General features: G+C 35.1%; 19 protein-coding genes. 2 read left to right on the forward strand and 17 right to left on the reverse strand.

What is annotated here, in order from left to right; all coding sequences use genetic code 11:
* The first annotated feature begins 146 nt into the window (after positions 1-146).
* The gene (locus CLV00_RS03115; protein WP_099716213.1) at positions 147-815 is read left to right on the forward strand and encodes a hypothetical protein; all 669 of its coding nucleotides are present in this window, start codon (positions 147-149) and stop codon (positions 813-815) included.
* A 97-nt stretch (positions 816-912) separates the two neighbouring features.
* Here CLV00_RS03115 and CLV00_RS03120 read toward each other — a convergent pair whose 3' ends face one another.
* Positions 913-1,785 (reverse strand): AraC family transcriptional regulator, encoded by an 873-nt coding sequence (locus CLV00_RS03120; RefSeq protein WP_099713769.1) that lies wholly within the window; start codon positions 1,783-1,785, stop codon positions 913-915.
* 189 nt (positions 1,786-1,974) lie between these two features.
* On the opposite strand from CLV00_RS03120, the gene CLV00_RS03125 reads away from it, so the two are divergent.
* Positions 1,975-2,571, forward strand: coding sequence for a hypothetical protein (locus CLV00_RS03125; protein WP_099713770.1), 597 nt, complete (start codon positions 1,975-1,977; stop codon positions 2,569-2,571).
* A gap of 81 nt (positions 2,572-2,652) precedes the next feature.
* Here CLV00_RS03125 and CLV00_RS03130 read toward each other — a convergent pair whose 3' ends face one another.
* The 16 genes from CLV00_RS03130 to CLV00_RS03205 all read right to left on the reverse strand — a co-directional run bounded on the left by CLV00_RS03130 (position 2,653) and on the right by CLV00_RS03205 (position 17,718).
* Positions 2,653-3,636: a Gfo/Idh/MocA family protein gene (locus CLV00_RS03130; protein ID WP_099713771.1), complete on the reverse strand. Its 984-nt coding sequence runs from the start codon at positions 3,634-3,636 to the stop codon at positions 2,653-2,655.
* A gap of 53 nt (positions 3,637-3,689) precedes the next feature.
* A complete protein-coding gene (locus tag CLV00_RS03135) occupies positions 3,690-4,406 on the reverse strand; it encodes a DsbA family protein (protein ID WP_099713772.1) in 717 nt (238 codons plus the stop codon).
* A gap of 184 nt (positions 4,407-4,590) precedes the next feature.
* Entirely contained in the window at positions 4,591-5,961 is a 1,371-nt protein-coding gene (locus tag CLV00_RS03140) for an NADH-quinone oxidoreductase subunit N (RefSeq protein WP_099713773.1), read from the reverse strand.
* A gap of 12 nt (positions 5,962-5,973) precedes the next feature.
* Positions 5,974-7,416: a NuoM family protein gene (locus CLV00_RS03145; RefSeq protein ID WP_099713774.1), complete on the reverse strand. Its 1,443-nt coding sequence runs from the start codon at positions 7,414-7,416 to the stop codon at positions 5,974-5,976.
* A gap of 9 nt (positions 7,417-7,425) precedes the next feature.
* On the reverse strand, positions 7,426-9,312 hold the full coding sequence (nuoL, locus tag CLV00_RS03150; protein WP_099716214.1) for an NADH-quinone oxidoreductase subunit L: 1,887 nt from the start codon (positions 9,310-9,312) through the stop codon (positions 7,426-7,428).
* Between the two features lie 6 nt (positions 9,313-9,318).
* Positions 9,319-9,639, reverse strand: coding sequence for an NADH-quinone oxidoreductase subunit NuoK (gene nuoK / locus CLV00_RS03155; protein WP_066079401.1), 321 nt, complete (start codon positions 9,637-9,639; stop codon positions 9,319-9,321).
* Between the two features lies 1 nt (position 9,640).
* The gene (locus tag CLV00_RS03160) at positions 9,641-10,153 is read right to left on the reverse strand and encodes an NADH-quinone oxidoreductase subunit J (RefSeq protein WP_091172454.1); all 513 of its coding nucleotides are present in this window, start codon (positions 10,151-10,153) and stop codon (positions 9,641-9,643) included.
* On the reverse strand, positions 10,153-10,698 hold the full coding sequence (locus tag CLV00_RS03165; RefSeq protein WP_091172451.1) for an NADH-quinone oxidoreductase subunit I: 546 nt from the start codon (positions 10,696-10,698) through the stop codon (positions 10,153-10,155). The genes CLV00_RS03160 and CLV00_RS03165 overlap by 1 nt, the downstream gene beginning before the upstream one ends.
* A 135-nt stretch (positions 10,699-10,833) precedes the next feature.
* Positions 10,834-11,886, reverse strand: coding sequence for an NADH-quinone oxidoreductase subunit NuoH (nuoH, locus tag CLV00_RS03170; RefSeq protein WP_099713775.1), 1,053 nt, complete (start codon positions 11,884-11,886; stop codon positions 10,834-10,836).
* Positions 11,879-12,928, reverse strand: a complete 1,050-nt coding sequence (locus CLV00_RS03175) for a 2Fe-2S iron-sulfur cluster-binding protein (protein WP_099713776.1) — start codon at positions 12,926-12,928, stop codon at positions 11,879-11,881. Before CLV00_RS03175 ends, nuoH begins: the two co-directional genes overlap by 8 nt.
* 18 nt (positions 12,929-12,946) lie before the next feature.
* Positions 12,947-14,314, reverse strand: coding sequence for an NADH-quinone oxidoreductase subunit NuoF (gene nuoF, locus CLV00_RS03180; protein ID WP_099713777.1), 1,368 nt, complete (start codon positions 14,312-14,314; stop codon positions 12,947-12,949).
* A gap of 1 nt (position 14,315) precedes the next feature.
* A complete protein-coding gene (gene nuoE / locus CLV00_RS03185; protein ID WP_099713778.1) occupies positions 14,316-14,846 on the reverse strand; it encodes an NAD(P)H-dependent oxidoreductase subunit E in 531 nt (176 codons plus the stop codon).
* A gap of 86 nt (positions 14,847-14,932) precedes the next feature.
* Positions 14,933-16,171, reverse strand: coding sequence for an NADH-quinone oxidoreductase subunit D (locus tag CLV00_RS03190; RefSeq protein WP_099713779.1), 1,239 nt, complete (start codon positions 16,169-16,171; stop codon positions 14,933-14,935).
* Between the two features lie 35 nt (positions 16,172-16,206).
* Positions 16,207-16,728: an NADH-quinone oxidoreductase subunit C gene (locus CLV00_RS03195; RefSeq protein ID WP_099713780.1), complete on the reverse strand. Its 522-nt coding sequence runs from the start codon at positions 16,726-16,728 to the stop codon at positions 16,207-16,209.
* Positions 16,729-16,732: 4 nt separating this feature from the next.
* On the reverse strand, positions 16,733-17,281 hold the full coding sequence (locus CLV00_RS03200) for an NADH-quinone oxidoreductase subunit B (RefSeq protein WP_066335808.1): 549 nt from the start codon (positions 17,279-17,281) through the stop codon (positions 16,733-16,735).
* A gap of 71 nt (positions 17,282-17,352) precedes the next feature.
* A complete protein-coding gene (locus CLV00_RS03205) occupies positions 17,353-17,718 on the reverse strand; it encodes an NADH-quinone oxidoreductase subunit A (protein WP_099713781.1) in 366 nt (121 codons plus the stop codon).
* Positions 17,719-17,968 lie beyond the last annotated feature (250 nt).

A 17,968-nucleotide genomic window follows, 5' to 3' on the forward strand; every position in this document is an offset into this window, starting at 1 on the left:
AAAACCAAAAAATCAATTCTTAATCTAAAAACACAAAACCACGATTCAAATTTTTGGCACGCTACTTGGATATACCTAATCAAATAAGTAAAAAAAAGCGAAAGCCGAAAAGCTCAAGAGTAGGCAAAATTCAAAATATAATTATCATGAAAAAAATTACCCTTTTAGTAGCTAGTATCTTCGTATTTGGAGGTAGTGTAGCAAACGCAGCAGAGAAAATCGATTTCTCTGTAGAAAGAAGATCTCCTGTAGATTTTAGAGACGCCGACCCAATTGTGTTCACAGAAAGAGGAATTGAATTCTTCATATTCGCTGACGGACAATTTGATTTTAATACACGCCCTTCAACAGGTTCAACTGGCGGAATGTATTATAAAGCAAGCAAAAAAGGTGGCATGAATAAAACGTATGGTGCACCAGCAAATGTTCGCAACGGAAATTATGGTGTAAAAGTAGAACACGACAACATGGGCAGAGTAAGACGTATTGGAAACGTGATGATCAACTATGACTCAAATGATAGAGTTAAACGAGTGGGTTCAGTTTACATGACATACAACCGTTATGCTTTGGAACGAGTGGGTGGTTTAGAAATTATCTACAACCGTCGTGGTCAAATTGTTGATATTGTTGGAGCCGTAAAAGGTGGTAGAGGTTATGAATATAGCCAAAACAACAACGGAAGCAACGATTATGGCAACAACCAAAACTCGAATGATGATGACTACTACTATTACAGAACAAATGGTACAAAAGCTAAAATCGAGGATACTAGAGTATCTGGAAGTGTAGCCATCAGAATAGACAGAAGATAGTTAGTTAGTTATATAAATGGTTTGTTTGAAATTCCTGCTGGTAGTTGTATCAGCGGGAATTTTTTTTTTGATACTCCCCAAGTATTTTCTACAGCGTTTACTTCAGCACCGATTTCAGTTCCTGACGGTATTGCGAAGCGCTTTTACCTGTAAATTCTTTGAACGATTTATTGAAATAACTGAAATTATTAAAACCACTTTCATAACATATCTCAGAAATGCTGATGGGCTTTTCAGCCAGCAATTTTGAGGCGTGAACCAAACGGTAATCATTTACAAATTTGGTAAAGGTTTTATTAGTTATCTTTTTAAAATACCTACAAAAGGAAGGTTCCGTCATACTCACCAATTCCGAAACTTGTTCGAGCGTAATATGTTCCTGAAAATTATCTTTTACATAATTAAAAACAGCATTGATACGGTCATTATCCTGCATTTGCATTTCCATCGAAAATCCATCGGCATTCAAAACGGTAGATTCTTTGGACAGTTCCAACTCATTCAGAATACTCAACATGGTCAACAGTCTTTCAAAATGCGACTGTTCTTCCATCGATTCTATTTTCTTTCCTATATTTCTTTTAGTTTCACCTTCAAAAGCAATTCCGGCTTTGGCTTGACTAAAAAGATTCCTAATATTGGTCATTTCGGAAATATCAAAAAATCCATTCCCCAAGAAATCCGGTTTCATCTGTATGACCGTTTCGTTTTTGTTTCCGGTTTCTTCATTTGTAAACCCACAATGGGGTAAATTACTTCCTATCAGAATCAAATCACCATCGGTATAATATGAAATATGACTTCCTATCTGGCGTTTTCCAGAGCCCCCATTAACAAAAACCAGTTCGATTTCAGGATGATAATGCCACAAGTGTGCTTTGCTGTTGGCATTTTCAACATATTTCGAAAAAGAAAAAGAACTCCCAAAGGATGGAGCAATAATTTCAAAAGCTGGTGGTATAATTTTCATACGAATACGTATTTAGAATTAGCACAAAATTATCGAAAATAGACACTCGATTAACTTTTTTAACCTTAATCGATTTCGTAAAAGGTAAAATAGCACACAAAATAGAAAATTCAGCACTACTCATACTGAATAGGTTAGGGTAATTTAGCAACAGATAAATATCATTATAAATCTAAAAAGTTTACGATTATGAAAAAGATTTTAAAATTTAGTTTAGTATTAGCCGCAGTAGTTTTGACTGCCGTACAAGCACATGCAGGAAACGCAGATTTTTCACTGGATTTAATAAAAGAAGAAGGAAAAACTGTAAGTTTTAGTTTGAAAGAGATTAAGAAAATTGATTTGTCAATTTATGACACTAATGACGGTTTGATCTATCAGGAAAAAGTAACTTCTGAAGATAACATCAACAGAACATACGATTTGACTGCTTTGCCAGACGGAATCTACTTCTTGAAAGCAGAAAGTGCTCTTAAAATTTCAAAGTATAAAATTGAGGTAGTAGGTAACAAAGCAAAATTGTCTGCCAATGCCATTTCTGAAGTATACAAACCAGTTGTGGTAAACAAAAACGGAATCGTTACTGTTAATGTTTTAAACCTTGAAAAAGTTCCAGTTACTGTAGCTGTTTATAACTCGGATCAAACTGAAGTGTATAAAGAAACTTTGGCTGCTGATCTTTATGTTGGTAAAATATTTGACTTGAGTAGCGCTCACAACAGTAAATATACGTTTGAGATAACCTACAATGGTAAAACATTTAGCGAAACAGTTGCTACCAAATAGTAATTAAATAAATTGTAGTAATTATGAGGCTGTCTTTATTAGACAGCCTTTTTTTTTTGGGTTTTAAACAATTGAAAAACACTAAAGATTCCCAATAATCTTATCCATAACCCAGCTCGTATGAGCTCCTGTTAAACCTATAGAAGGGTGTTTACTGTTCCCCAAAAGGTCTTCTCGCATTTGCTGAACATGATACAACTGTATGTTTTCAGGATGTTCAATGAATACCTCAGTTTGCCCGTCTTCGTTCGAAAGTACCAGAGGATCATTTTCAAATACAGAAAATGTTATTTTTCCTTTGCTTCCAAAAATTTCCACTTTATCTTCCCGTTTATAGCAACCAAAGTTCCAACTTCCAGAACCAGTAATACCAGACTCATGCAACCAACAGGCAGTCGCTGCATCTTTAGCCGAATACAATCCCTGTTGATTGAGACTTAATCCAGAGACCTCTTTTATATTTCCCAATAAATGCGTGAATAAATCCAAGCCATGACTCGCTAAATCATCAAAATAACCGCCGGTAGCAATACTGGCATCGGTTCGCCAATTGTATTCCCCAGATAAATCCTTAGCATTTGCCGGTTTACTCAAATGCCATCTTATATGCCTGATTTCCCCGATGCAATCTGTATCAAGCCATGTTTTTATCTGTTCAAAACGAGGTAAGGTACGCCTGTAATAAGCCACAAACAAAGGAATGTTTTTTGCGGCAAAGGCTTCATAAATTGCAAGACTCTCTTGGTAATTTGGTGCCAAAGGTTTTTCGATACAACATATCTTTCCGGCAGCAGCCACCTTAAGTCCGTAAAACTTATGAACATCAGGAGGCGTAGCAATGTAAATCGCATCAATCTCAGCATCATTAATCAAATCATCAGCATTCGTGTAATACTTACTAATTCCGTGTCTTTTAGCATAATCTGCAGCTTTATCCGCATCTCTTCGCATTACTGCGACCACTTCAAAGCCATCAGTTTTCTGGTATGCAGGACCACTTTTCAGTTCGGTGACATCGCCACATCCCAATATTCCCCAACGGATTACTTTTGTACTTTCACTCATAATTACTGATTTTTTATTGCTTCTGAGAATTTAGAATAAAAAGGTTTATAGTTTTAATCACAACCATCGATTCCGCAGCTGTCTCCATCGGTAGCATTTAATAGCGTTACTTTTGAATCAAACTTTCCTTCTTCCCATACTTTCTCTAGTGTTTTCACAAATGTTTCAACATGTTGCGCACCCGAAATAGCATATTTATTATCGAAAACAAAGAAAGGAACCCCTTGAACACCTATAGATTGAGCTGCTGCAATGTCCTGCTGTACTTCATTTGCATAAGCATCAGAATGCAATACTTCATCAATCGCTTCAGCATTCAGTCCTACTTCCAGTCCCAATGCCTTCAATGTATTCAAATCATTAATATTCTTACCATCGGTCAAATAGGCTTTGAACAGTAATTCCTCTAAATCATTTGCCATATTATACTTTTTCGCCAAATGCAACAAGCGATGCGCATGCAATGAATTGGCCATAATCGCTTTTTCAAAATGAAAATCCAAACCTGAATTTTTAGCATTCTGAGTCATATTGTCAAGCATCTCTTGTGCCCAATCGGTATCTTTTCTATATTTTTCTGCCAAATGCTCTACCATATTGTCCTCGGGAGAAGCAACAAAGCCAGCGTCTAGCTGAAAGCTTTTCCATTCAATTTCAACTGCATCTTTATGTTCGAAATTTTGTAGCGCACCTTCAATTCTTCTTTTTCCAATATAACAAAACGGACACATGATATCCGACCAGATTTGTATTTTTAATGTATTTGCCATCTTTCTTTATTTAGTAAACGATTAAATCATTTGTATATACAAATTTAATAAAACTAGTTTGAAATCAATTCGATATTAAGCTTTTATTAGGAATTGAGAGATTGGTTTTATTCGAAGTAATTCATAAAAAAAACCATCAAAATTGCTCTTGATGGTTTTCTGTATATTTTTAAAAAACTTTGGTTTATGCCAATAAATCCAACACAAAAGAAGGGAATAAACCTAATGCAATATTCAAAACAATCGCTATAACAGCAACAGCATAAATAATAACCGGAGTTCCTTTTCTTTCTTCATTTGGTTCTTTAGTGTACATCGCCAAAATTAATTTGAAGTAGTAACCAACGCTTATAATGGAATTTACTACTGCTACAATTACTAAAGCCAAGTAACCCGCTTGAATAGTTTGATTGAACAAAACCAACTTAGCAAAGAATCCTGCAAAAATTGGAATACCAGCCATAGAAAGTAAAGCTGCCGTAAGAATGGCTGCTAATAATGGATTTGTTTTTCCTAATCCGTGAAAATTAACCACATCTTCGTTGTCTCTATTTTTACAAACGTATAAAATTACACTAAAAGCTGCGATTCCAGATAAAGAATACGCTGAGGTATAATACAACAAACTTCCAGCTGATGTAGACAAACTCAATAAAGTCATCAACATAAAACCAGCATGAGAAACCCCTGAAAAAGCCAACATACGTTTTACATTCGTTTGTCTCAAGGCCATAATATTACCAACTGTCATCGAAGCCATAGAAATCACGACTACAATAATTTTGAATGACTCTGAAACATCTGCATTCATAACAGATAATAATTTGTACAAAGTCGCCATCGCAACTACTTTCGCTAAAGTGCTCATTAATGCCGTTGTCAACGCCGGAGAACCTTCGTAAACGTCCGGTGCCCAGAAATGAAATGGAACTGCAGCCACTTTAAATAACATTCCGATAGTTACCAATACAATTCCTATTGGGAACCAAATTGGCAATTCAGCTGATTGTGATAATTCACTGATTTCAGTAACATCAAAACTTCCCATGGCTCCGTAAATTAAACAGATACCAAAAAGAATAATTCCCGAAGCAAAAGATCCCATCAAGAAATATTTCATTCCAGCTTCGTTACTTTTTAAATTCATACGATCACTTGCCGCAAGAATATAAAGCGCAATTGATAATACTTCTATTCCTAAAAAGAACATTGCTAAGTTCCCAAAAGAAACCATCGCCACTGCTCCTGCCAATAAAAATATTTTTATGGCAATATAATCAGAGATTTTAGATTGATGATTTTCGTAAAAGTTATGTCCTAAAGCCACTAAGAAAATGGTAAGCACAATAAACAAAGACGAAAAAGTACTTGAAAATTTACTCACAACAATCATGTTGTTGTAGTAACTCTCGGTAGAATTAAATTCAGATATAGTTAAACCCAGCACTCCCAATAATCCAAGTATTGTTATTGGAACAATGGCTTTCCTTAAATTAAAAATTTCAAATAAAAGGCATAAAACACCTAATCCTATTATAGCTATTAATGTATTCATTTTTTATTTGACTTAGTTAATTCGGTTTATTTGAGTTAAAATTTCTTCCAGACTTGGCGTAATCAAATCGGTAATTGGCTTTGGATACATCCCAAAAAAGAATAAAACACCAATTATTAGTACCAAAGTTATTCCTTCATTGATCGTTACATCAGCAAAAACTTTAGAATTGGTTTCTCCCAACATTGCATGTTGAAACATTTTCAACATATAATACGCTCCTAAAATTATGGTAGTTCCTCCTAAAATAGCAAACCAAATATTAATTTGTGAAAGACTGTATAAGACGGTGAATTCTCCAATAAAGTTAAAAGTAGTAGGCAAAGCAACAGATGCCAATACCAAAATCAAAAACATCGAAGTGAATTTTGGTGATTGCGTACGAATACCACCCATTTCAGCAATCGCTCTGGTTTCATATCTTCTGAAAATAATTTCAGCGGCATAAAACAATCCTACAACAACAAATCCGTGTGCAATCATTTGTAAAACTGCTCCACGCAATCCGTCTAATGTCAAAGTGTATGTTCCTGCCGCAATCAAACCAACGTGAGCCAAAGAAGAATACGCTAATAATTTCTTTAAATCTTTTTGTTTCAATGCTACGATAGATCCGTAAATCACACCTGCAATTCCAAGTCCTATGAAAATATACATGTATTCTTTGGCTGCCAATGGCGCCAATGGCAATTGCCAACGGATAACACTGTACAATCCCATTTTTAGCATGATACCAGATAAAAGCATTGTCCCAACAGTTGGTGCTTTTTGATACACATTTGCTTGCCAAGTGTGGAAAGGAATTAATGGAATCTTAATGGCATACGCCAAGAAGAAAGCCAAGAATATCCACAATTGTTCCGTTGCTGATAAATTTAATTTGTATAAATCTTCTAATAAAAGACTTCCCGCTTTTTGATACATATAAACAAAAGCAACCAACATAAATAAAGAACCGGCAAGTGTGTAGATAAAGAATTTAACTACCGCTTTTTTGCGTTCTTCTGTATCTCCGTTACCCCAAATTAAGGCGATAAAGTAAATAGGAATCAATGCTAATTCCCAGAAAATATAATACAACAAACCATCTGATGCCAAGAAAGTTCCTGCCATTGCAAACGCCATAAACAAGATTAAAGCATAAAATGATTTTGAATTTTTATAGTCATTTCCAAAAGAGGAAAATATAATTATTGGAGTCAAAACTGTGGTCAATAATAGCATTGCCATTGATAATCCGTCTGCTTTTAGAGCAAAAGAAATATTAGGCTGCGTAATCCACTGGTTGATGAAACTGATGTTTTCACCTAAATTATAGTGATTTAATAATACAACAGAAGCGCCTGCAGCAGCTAATCCAAAGAACAAAGCCACTTTTGAAGCCAGTTTATCGCCTGCAAGAAAAGTTGCAAACGCACCAACCAAAAGTATAATTAATATTAGAGATACATTCATAGTATAAGATTATTGAGCTAAAAATAAATAAGAAACAATGGCACAAAGCCCTAATACGAAAACAAAAAGATAAAGACCAATGCTTCCATTTTGTATTTTCTTTCCTTGGTAACTTATTTCGTTGGTAACTTTTCCGAATCCAAAAACTAAAGCTGATAAACCAGTTTCTACAGTGTCTCTGAAAAAACGAGACAAGAAATTAATTGGTTTAACAAAAATAGCGTCATAAATTTCATCAACATAATATTTATTGTAAAGCACTTTAGAAAATCCTGTAATTTCAGCATCTTCAGTCGGAACTGTATTTTGTTTGATGTATTTGGCGTAAGCCATACCAATTCCTACTAATCCACCCACAACAGCAATAGCCATCAAGATATATTCAGTAATTCCTAAATGGTGTTCTGCAGTTGCTAATTTTGGTAAAATTGGAATCAGATAATGATTCAACCAACTGTTTCCTGGTAAACTAATCAAACCACCGATAGTTGCCAAAATTGCTAAAACAATCAAAGGAATGGTAATCAAAGAAGGACTTTCGTGCAAATGATGTTTTTGTTCTGCGGTTCCTCTGAATTCTTGGAAAAACGTTAAGAACATCAAACGGAACATATAGAAAGCAGTCATTATAGAAGCAACCGAAGCCACTACCCATAACGGAATATTATGATGGAAAGCCACTAATAAGATTTCGTCTTTCGAGAAAAACCCAGAGAACAATGGAACTCCGGAAATTGCTAAAGAAGCAATCAACATTGTTGCAAAAGTAATTGGCATCGCTTTTTTCAAACCACCCATGTTGCGCATGTCTTGTTCTCCGTGCAAAGCATGAATTACAGAACCTGAACCCAAGAACAAACAAGCTTTGAAGAAAGCGTGCGTGATTACGTGGAAAACAGCCACTTCATAAGCGCCTAAACCTAAAGCCAAAAACATTAATCCCAATTGAGAAACGGTAGAATAAGCCAATACTTTCTTAATATCATTTTGAACCAATCCAATGGTTGCAGCAACTAAAGCAGTAACAGCTCCAACTACAGCAATTATCGATTGTACATCTGGAGTTAAATCAAATAAGAAATTCAATCTGGTAATCATAAATATCCCTGCAGTTACCATTGTAGCTGCGTGAATCAATGCCGAAACCGGTGTTGGACCAGCCATCGCATCCGGTAACCAAGTATATAATGGTATTTGTGCTGATTTACCACAAGCTCCAATAAATAAAGCGAAAGCAGCTAAACTAATCATCCAATAATCAAATATTGAGATTGGACCAGACATCGCTGTTTTTAAAGTAGCGTAATCTAAAGTCGAGAATAAATTCCCTAGAATAAAAATCCCAACTAACAACCCTAAATCACCAATACGGTTCATGATGAATGCTTTCTTAGCAGCGTCATTGTACTCTTGGTTTTTATGCCAAAATCCAATTAACAGATATGAACAAAGACCAACGCCTTCCCAACCGATGAACAACACTAATAAGTTACTTCCTATTACCAAAGTAATCATGAAGAATATAAACAGATTCAAATACGCGAAAAACTTGTGCATATTTTCATCATCGTGCATGTAACTGATCGAATACAAATGAATCAAAGACCCAATTCCAGTTACGAAAAGCAACCATAAAATAGATAATTGGTCCAATTGAAATCCAAAATCAACATTGAAATTACTGATTTGGATCCAATCAAAAAGTGAAATTCGAATTCCTTCCGGTTGCGCAGCTATTCCACTGAAGAAATAAGCAGTTGCAATAAAAGAAACTATCACTGAAAGTGTTCCGATTATTCCTGAAAGTGATTTCCCAAGGCTTTTGCCAAAGAAAACATTGATTAAAAATCCTAAAAAAGGAGCAAGAACTAAAACTAAAGCTATATTGGTATTCATTTCCATTTATCCTTTTAAGTTTTTTAAATTATCGATAGTAATTGAACCTAAATTTCTAAAGATAGAAACCAGAATCGCCAATCCTACCGCAACTTCTGCCGCAGCAACAGCCATCGAAAAGAACACAAAAACTTGTCCTTGCGCATCTTGATGATAGGTCGAAAATGCTACAAACAATAAGTTTACTGCATTCAGCATAATTTCAATTGACATAAATACGATAATGGCATTTCGTCTGTACAACACCCCAAAAACGCCAATACAAAAAAGTATTACGCTTAGGAATATATAATTTTCAATACCAATGTGGTTTAAAATATTGTTCATCTTATTTTTGCAATTTTTCTTTTTTAGACAATAACACAGTTCCAATCATAGCAACCAAAAGTAATATAGAAGCAAATTCAAACGGAACCATATATTCATTCAGCAGGATTTTACCTAATACTTTTATAGACTGATAATCTTCTCCTGTAGTAACGTATTCTCCAACAATAGGTTTTGAATTGATAAAAATAGCTATCAAAACCAAACAGATTAAACAAAAAGAAACTATAGCTCCTAATCGCGTAATTCTAGGTCGGTGAACTTCTCTTTCCTCATTTAAATTCATCAACATGATGGTGAATAAAAACAAAATCATAATCGCTCCAGAATACACAATAATATGCACTATCGCCAAGAATTGAGAATTCAATAATAGATAATGACCCGCAATCGAAAAGAAACAAATGACTAAATAAATAGCACTGTGAATCGGATTTTTGCTAAAAATTGTCAAAAATGCGGTTGCTAATGTGATAGCAGCCAATACACAAAAAATTATAAGTATCGTAGACATTAGTTAGCGTTTTTAAGTTGAGCGTTTTTCATTGCCATTTCAAGCGGCATGACCAATTTGTCTTTCCCAAAGATGAAATCTTCTCTTTCATAACTTGAAGGAACCAGAACTTTAGAAGTTGTCAAGTAAATAGCGTCTTTCGGACAAGCCTCTTCACACAATCCACAAAAAATACAACGCAACATATTGATTTCATAAATCGATGCATATTTTTCTTCTCTGTACAAATGTTTTTCATCTGCTCTGCGTTCTTCAGCCTTCATCGTAATCGCTTCCGCAGGACAAGACAACGCACATAAACCACAAGCCGTACAATTCTCACGACCTTGCTCATCACGCTTCAACATATGCTGACCGCGATACACCGGACTCATTTCACGTACTTGCTCCGGATATTGAATCGTTACTTTTCTGGTGAACAAATGCTGAATCGTAATTATCAAACCTTTGACAATTGCAACAAGATACATTCTTTCCCAAAAAGTCATCTCCTTGTTAGAGACTTGCTTTTTTCTTCCCGATAAGGATATACTTTCTATTGACATTTTTTATTTTTATTTGAAGCTTAATCCTGCTATTCGTTTCAATCTTTTTATCCTGAACTTGTTTCAGGATCCTGAAACAAGTTCAGGATAAAAGGATTACCACTGCTATCAGGGCTAGGGCTTTTTCGGTACTAATTAAAATCCTAAATAAGTTGCAATTTCACTTCTCAAAATTACAATTCCAGTAATTATAATATTAATAATTGACAATGGAATTAATATTCTCCAACCCAAATGCATCAATTGATCGTATCTGAATCTTGGAATAGTCCAACGAACCCACATATAGAAAAATATGAATCCGCACAATTTGATAAACAAAGCACCAAATCCTATAATGTTGGCAATATTTACACCCCAGTTTTCAACAGCCCAACTCATTCCAGGATAATTATATCCTCCAAAGAATAAAACCGCCAAAATTGTAGAAGAAATAAACATATTAGCATATTCAGCAAATAAATAGAATCCCATTTTCATCGATGAATATTCGGTATGATAACCTCCAATTAATTCACTTTCGCATTCCGCTAAGTCAAAAGGAGTTCTGTTCGTTTCTGCAAAAGCACAAATTAAAAATATAATAAAAGATAATGGTTGGTAAAAAACATTCCAATTCATTCCTGCTTGTTGTGCCGAAATCTCTCTTAAACTCAACGTTCCAGTCATCATCAACAAAGCAATCATCGAAAGCCCCATCGCAACTTCATAAGATACCATTTGCGAAGCAGCACGAACCGCACCCATCAAAGAGAACTTATTATTAGATGCCCAACCACCAATCATGATTCCGTAAACACCTACTGAAACAACTCCGAAAAAGTATAACAATCCAATGTTTAAATCAGTGGCCTGCAATAAAATATCTCTTCCAAACAAATGCAATTTGTCTCCCCAAGGAATTACGGCACTAGTCATTAAAGCGGTACTCATTGCGATTGCCGGACCTACAAAAAACAAAAATCTGTTTGGTGTATTAGGCTCAAATTCTTCTTTCGAGAATAATTTTAAACCATCGGCAAGCGGTTGAAACAATCCAAAAGGACCGGCTCTATTTGGTCCAACACGATCTTGAAGCCAAGCGGCAACTTTTCGTTCAGCCCAAGTGGAATACATTGCCATCAACATTGTCAAAGCAAAAACTGCAATAATAATGACACTTTTTTCTATGATAATAGTACTATCCATTATTACCCAAGCTTTTTTGATTAATAATGTCTTCTTCAGTCAATGGAATTTCGACCATGCTTATTTTCTTACGGTCTTCTTCTCTACCTAAAAGAATATTTTCTTCAGTAGCGATTTCCACTTTTTGTAATTTTCTGTTGTATTTATTTTGGTTGATAACCGAATCTTTTTCGAATGCTCTTGGTCCTTCAATAGTCCAATCAGCAATATCTTTGTGATCAAAACGACATCCATTACAAATAAATTCATCTACTTCATGGTATTCGTCTTTTCTTCCGGTAACACGTTGGATTTCGTCACCAAACATCCAAACGGTAGTTTTTCCAGAACAAGTAGGGCAATCTCTGTGTGCATTGTAAGGCTTACTGAACCAAACTCTGGATTTAAATCTAAATGTTTTATCAGTTAAAGCTCCTACTGGGCAAACATCAATCATATTTCCGGAGAACTCATTATCTACCGCTTTAGAAATACAAGTCGATATATTAGAATGGTCTCCTCTATCCATTACTCCGTGAACACGATCGTCAGTCAATTGATCTGCCACCATTACGCAACGGTAACAAAGAATACAACGGTTCATGTGTAATTGAATATTTGGACCAATATTTTCTGGCTCAAACGTTCTTTTTTCTTCGATAAAACGAGTTTCTGATTTCCCGTGTTCGAAGCTTAAATTTTGCAAATCACATTCTCCTGCCTGATCACAAACCGGACAATCTAACGGGTGATTAATCAATAAAAATTCCGTTACTGATTTTCTTGCTTCGGTTACTCTTGGCGAAGATTTACTGTTTACTTCCATTCCGTCCATACAACCGGTTACACAAGATGCCATTAATTTAGGCATTGGTCTTGGATCGGCTTCACTTCCTTTGGAAACTTCCACTAAACAACAACGGCATTTTCCACCGCTACCTTTTAGTTTAGAATAATAGCACATTGCTGGCGGAACTACTTCTCCACCTATCATACGTGCTGCCTGCAGGATTGTTGTTCCTGGTTCTACTTCTATGCTTTGACCGTCTATGGTTACTTTCATTTTCTGAAATTCTTGACTTTATACGATTACTTTAGAAACTAAATGCTTTACTTTTTCAAAAGGTTCAGCAACAAAATGATCTCTATTTTTTATTTTTTCCGGGAAACGAATATGGTATTCAAACTCTTCTCTAAAGTGACGAATTGCTGCTGCCACTGGCCAAGCCGCCGCATCACCTAATGGACAAATGGTATTTCCTTCAATTTTACTTTGAATGCTTAAAAGCAAATCGATATCTTCTTCACGTCCATGACCATTTTCTATTCGGTGCAATACTTTTTCCATCCAGCCTGTACCTTCACGACAAGGGGAACATTGTCCACAACTTTCATGGTGATAAAAACGAGAGAAATTCCAAGTATTACGAACAATACAAGATGTATCATTGTAAACAATAAATCCGCCTGATCCTAACATAGAACCTGTAGCAAATCCACCGTCACTTAACGATTCGTATGACATCAAACGATCTTCACCGTTTGCAGTTTTGTAAATTAAATTCGCAGGTAAAACGGGAACAGAACTTCCTCCCGGTACAAATGCTTTTAAAGGTCTGTCAGAACTCATTCCGCCTAAATATTCATCTGAATTCATGAATTCGTAAACACTTAAGCCCAATTCAATTTCGTAAACACCAGGATTTTTGATATGTCCTGAAGCCGAAATTAATTTGGTTCCTGTAGAACGTCCAATACCAATTTTAGCATATTCCGCTCCTGTATTATTGATAATCCAAGGCACAGCGGCAATTGTTTCTACGTTATTTACAACCGTTGGATTTGCCCAAAGTCCTGAAATAGCAGGAAATGGTGGTTTGATACGAGGATTTCCTCTTTTTCCTTCCAATGATTCAATCAATGCAGTTTCTTCACCACAAATGTAAGCTCCGGCACCACAATGAACATAAAGTTCTAAATCGTACCCTGAACCTAATATATTTTTACCCAAAAATCCAGCGGCTTTTGCTTCATTAATGGCTCTTTCTAATATTTTATAAACCCACATATATTCTCCACGAATGTAGATGTAAGATAGGTTTGCACCCAATGCATAGCTGGAAGTAATCATTCCCTCAATCAATAAATGAGGAATAAATTCCATCAAATAACGGTCTTTGAAAGTTCCTGGCTCTGATTCATCCGCATTACAAACTAAATGTCTTGGTTTTCCTGATTTTTTATCAATAAAACTCCATTTCATTCCTGCTGGGAATCCTGCTCCACCACGACCACGCAATCCTGAAGTTTTCACTTCCTCAACTACTTCGTCTGGCGTTAATGTTTTTAGGGCTTTTTCTACTGAAGCATAACCACCGTTTTGACGGTATACTTCGTACGTTTTAATTCCTGGAATATTTATTTTGTCTAATAATATTTTTTGTGACATATTATTTATCGTGTAATATTATTGTATCGTTTTTGCAATCATCAATTAACTCGTCGATTTTTGCTGCCGTCAAATGTTCTTTGTAAAAATCGCCTAATTGCATCATTGGAGCGTAACCACAAGCACCTAAACATTCAACACCTCTAACTTCAAACAGACCGTCTGGAGTAGGCTCACCTACTTTTACACCTAGTTTTTCACAAGTATAATCCATTAAATCCTCTACTCCATTCAAACAACAAGGAGAAGTTTGACAAAATTCAAACATGTATTTTCCAACTGGTCTTTGGTTGTACATCGTATAAAACGAAACTACTTCATAAACTTCAATTGGTTTAATCAAAAGGATTTCGGCTACTTTATTCATTAATTCAATACTCAACCAATTGTCGTGAGCATCTTGAACTTCATGTAAAACAGGCAATAAAGCCGATTTTCTTTTGTCTTCAGGATAATGACTGATAAGTTCATTGATGCGAGCCATCAATGCTTCAGTCATATTTATTTCTTGTTTGTGATACGTACGTTCCATTTTTTATTATTTCAAATTTTGAATCCTAAATTTTAAATGTTTTTTGACTTCCATTCCTAATTTACAATTCATCATTTATAATTTTATTAAGCGTCTAATTCTCCGGCAATAACATTTAAACTTGACAAAATAACAATTGCATCCGATAGTAATGAACCTTTAATCATTTCTGGATACGCTTGATAGTAAATAAAACAAGGTCTGCGGAAATGTAATCTATATGGAGTTCGACTTCCGTCAGTAACCAAGTAAAAACCTAGTTCTCCATTTCCACCTTCAACAGGATGATATATTTCGGCAACTGGAACAGGAACTTCACCCATCACAATTTTGAAATGGTAAATCAACGATTCCATACTGGTGTAAACATCTTCTTTTGGAGGAAGATAATAATCCGGAACATCGGCATGAAAGTCATTTCCTTCCGGCATTTTTTCTAATGCTTGACGAATGATACTCAAACTCTCCCAAACTTCGGCATTACGAACGCAAAAACGGTCGTACGTATCTCCAGATTTCCCAACAGGAATAATAAAATCAAAATCCTCATAAGAAGAATACGGTTGCGCTACACGGACGTCATAATCGACACCTGCAGCACGTAAATTTGGACCTGTAAATCCGTAAGCCATAGCTTGTTCAGCCGTTATAGCTCCAACATTTACAGTTCTGTCAATAAAAATTCTATTTCTTTCGAATAAGTTTTCAAATTCTTTCCAGGCAGCAGGAAATTCCGCTAAAAACACATCTAATTTTCTAAAAGCTTCTGGTGACCAATCTCTTTCGAAACCACCAATTCTTCCCATATTAGTAGTCAAACGAGCTCCGCAAATTTCTTCGTAGATTTCATAGACTTTTTCTCTAAATTGGAACACATACAAAAATCCGGTGTACGCTCCGGTATCCACACCAAGGATTGAATTACAGATGATATGATCCGTGATTCTAGCCAATTCCATTACAATTACTCTTAAATATTGCGCTCTTTTAGGAACTTCAATATCCAACAATTTTTCTAATGTCATCCACCAACCCATATTGTTTATAGGCGATGAACAATAGTTCATTCTATCAGTAAGAGGTGTGATTTGGTAAAAAGGACGATTTTCAGCGATTTTTTCGAAAGCTCTGTGAATGTAACCAATAGTTGGTTCCGCTTCTAGAATTCTTTCTCCATCCATCAACAAGATATTTTGAAAAATACCGTGTGTAGCTGGGTGAGTAGGCCCTAAATTTAAGATCGAAAGCTCGCTTCCGTCATCGTTTAGTTGGGCTGCAATTCTTTTAGCATAGCGATGCTCTGGTGGTAATAATAGTTCTGACATTTATTTAATGTGAAAAATTATAATAGTGAGTATTTTTAATAATTGTCGGTTGTTCTTCCAAAGAAACGGTCATCTTTATCTGTTCTACCGCTATCTTCCATTGGAAATTCTTTTCGCATTGGAAAAGAAATCATTTCATCCATATTCAAAATACGTTTCAATTGCGGATGACCAATGAAGTTTATACCATAAAAATCATACGTTTCTCTTTCCATCCAATTAGAACTCAAGAAAATGTTTGATATCGTTTTTATTTCTGGGTTTTCACCGTTGATAAAAGCTTTGATTTTAATCCTTTTGTTTTCGTACCAATTATGCAAATGATATACCACTGCAAATTGATGATCAACATCATTGTCAGGATAGTGAATCCCACACAAATCAGTTAAAAAATGAAAACGTAATGTTGGGTCATTTTTCAAAAAAAGAATCACTGCCGTAATTTTATCAGCAGCGACTTCAAATGAAAATATATCTCTTTCCTGATTGAATTCAAAAACAGCTGAATCAAATGTTTCAACTAATTTTTCTTGGATTTGTATCGTTTCTAGCGCCATTATTTTATTTGATATTATAAGAAGCTAATAATTCTTGGTATTCTGGAGAACTTCTTCTTCTTACCGATTCCGTTTTAACCAATTCTTGCAATTTCATAACACCGTCAACAATTTGCTCTGGTCTTGGCGGGCAACCCGGAACATAAACATCAACCGGAATTACTTTATCAATCCCTTGTAAAACAGAATAAGTATCAAAAATTCCACCAGATGAAGCACAAGCTCCAACTGCGATAACCCAACGAGGTTCTGACATTTGCTCATAAACCTGACGTAAAATTGGCGCCATTTTTTTCGAAATCGTCCCCATTACCATTAGCATATCCGCTTGACGAGGAGAAAAACTCACTCGCTCCGAACCAAATCGTGCCAAATCGTAATGCGAAGCCATTGTTGCCATAAATTCAATCCCACAACAAGATGTTGCAAAAGGCAAAGGCCACAAAGAATTTGCACGAGCCAATCCCACAACATCATTCAACTTTGTAGCAAAGAAACCTTCACCAACAACGCCTTCCGGAGGGGCAACCATATTTATATTTGAATCACTCATTTTTTATTATTTTGAATTATAAATTCTGAATTACAATGACATCATTTAAATTCAGCATTTAAAATAAATTTTTATTCCCACTCTAATGCTTTCTTTTTGATGATGTAGAAAAATCCCACCAAAAGCAAAAGCATAAAAATCACCATTTTAACCATTCCTTCCATTCCCAATTCCTTGAAATTGATTGCCCATGGATACAAGAAAATTACCTCAACGTCAAACAAAACAAATAAGATGGCCACAAGGAAATATTTTACTGAAAATGGAATTCTCGCATTTCCAACAGATTCAATCCCACATTCGAAGTTCTTATCTTTGATTTCAGAAGATCTTTTAGGGCCTAATTTTCCTGAAACTATTATAGTTCCTACAACAAATCCTACAGCTAGGACAAACTGCATTAAAATTGGTATATAATTTAATTGATCGGATTGCATATTATCGATTTTTTTGAATAAAAATAAGCCACAAAGATAACTTTCAAATTATTAAATAACAATAAAAACTCAAAAATACATCGCAACTACAACGTTGTAAATTTACAATTTTTATTAATTATAAATAAGAAAAGATTTTTATCTTAAGATGTGTTTAACGTTTAAAAATTTAACAATTCTAAAAAGAAGGTTCATTTATTCCGAAAATGACAACAATTTTGAATAAAAAAAAACGTCCCGAAATAATTCG

It is taken from the genome of Flavobacterium sp. 11 (assembly GCF_002754315.1).
Classification (GTDB): domain Bacteria; phylum Bacteroidota; class Bacteroidia; order Flavobacteriales; family Flavobacteriaceae; genus Flavobacterium; species Flavobacterium algoritolerans.